The sequence below is a fragment of the Lishizhenia sp. genome (assembly GCF_057456495.1).
The window spans coordinates 1-1,549 of the sequence record NZ_JBVCPV010000327.1 but is presented as its reverse complement, the minus strand read 5'-3'; the positions used below and the strand labels follow the sequence as shown (position 1 = coordinate 1,549).

The 1,549-nt window shown below is 35.6% G+C and carries 2 protein-coding genes and 1 tRNA gene; 2 read left to right on the top strand and 1 reads right to left on the bottom strand.

Features of this window, described 5'->3' with window-relative positions; genetic code table 11:
• On the top strand, positions 1-675 hold a 675-nt coding region (locus tag AC22ZQ_RS14655), incomplete at its 5' end, for a T9SS type A sorting domain-containing protein (protein ID WP_318959490.1).
• A gap of 54 nt (positions 676-729) precedes the next feature.
• Here AC22ZQ_RS14655 and AC22ZQ_RS14650 read toward each other — a convergent pair.
• On the bottom strand, positions 730-1,170 hold the full coding sequence (locus AC22ZQ_RS14650) for a hypothetical protein (protein WP_318959489.1): 441 nt from the start codon (positions 1,168-1,170) through the stop codon (positions 730-732).
• Positions 1,171-1,356: 186 nt separating this feature from the next.
• Here AC22ZQ_RS14650 and AC22ZQ_RS14645 point away from each other — a divergent pair.
• Positions 1,357-1,439, top strand: a tRNA-Leu gene (locus AC22ZQ_RS14645).
• Positions 1,440-1,549: the final 110 nt, after the last annotated feature.

Genomic DNA, 1,549 nt, shown 5'->3' with positions numbered 1-1,549 from the left:
GCAGGTGGATGTGACTCAATTAGAGTATTGAATTTAACTATGAATGCATCAACTGCTTCTACTCAAACGGAAGTTGCTTGTGCTTCTTACACTTGGCCAGCGGATGGTATGACCTATACTACATCAGGTCAATACACAGCTACCTTACAAACTGTTGCAGGGTGTGATTCTGTTGTGACATTAGACTTAACAATTGATAACGTAGACAACGGAGTAACTTTTGATTACCCGAATGGAACTTACATTGCAGATGAAACAGATCCTAACGCTACATTCCAGTGGTTATACTGTATCAACATGTCGTTTGTAACAAACCAAACAGGAAGTACATTTACTCCACAAGGAAACGGTGATTACGCCCTTCAGGTAACAAATGGATCATGTGTAGATACATCAGACTGTTTCTCTATTAACAACGTTGGAATCGCAACGGAGAACGAAGCTACATTCAATGTATACCCTAACCCAACTGTAGGAGCCTTTAAGGTATCATTTACAGAGGTTAATACAGGGGCAATTGTAATTACAGACCTTCAGGGGAAAGTAATGGCTACTACTTCTTTCGATACTACAAATGAAGTTGCATTAGATTTAACCAATGCACCAAAAGGAGTTTACTTTGTTACCGTTACAGGTACAAATGGAACTGCTGTTGAACGTTTGGTAATTCAATAAGAAAACCATTATAATACAAAAGGGAAGATCATTGTGGTCTTCCCTTTTTTATGTCTAAACTTTTGTATTCAAGAGCTTCTTAATATCTGAGTATTGAATGTTTTTAAAAATTATTTTTCTATCCTCCGCTGGTAGCTTATGAAAACCTGTTTTAAAATAGACTTTAAAATGTGTGATATAAAGTCTTTTATTAAATTCTCGAGGTTTGAGTTCAATCTCAGGGTCAACTTTCAATAGTGTCTCTAATTCTTCTTGTAGCGCCAAGGCTGTACGATTTACCCAATCTCTTCCATTGGCACTTAATTTTAAAGCTATTTTCTGTTTAAAAAGAAAGAGATAATGTTCCCCTAGATCTAGATAATAATTCGGAACTCTACTGGGATCACCATCAAAACGGGTAATAAAATCAACATGCCGCCAACGGTAATAGTCAATAGTACCTATTATTTTCTCCGGTACAGGATTAGGATGTAGGATTTCAATCATATCAAACACGACTTAGGGTTTTAGGTAATTACGTATAAGTTTTCAAAATGGATTTCAACGAAATAATTAATAATGTAACTAATTGTAAATCAAACGTTAAAAATAACAATAAAATTTTACTTGAAAATCTATTGAGAAATTCTTTTTATAAATGGCATTCGAGTTTATATTTGCAGCCTGTTCTTTTGAAATAATGCCCAGGTGGTGAAATTGGTAGACACGCAATCTTGAGGGGGTTGTGCACTACGTGCGTGCTGGTTCGAATCCAGTTCTGGGCACTGAAATAAAAAAGTAACTTTTTTTAATTTTTTCTTAAAAAAGGGTTGCAAATAAGAATTAATGTTGTAGTTTTGCACCCGCAAACGCAAACGATTCCGTAGCTCAGCTG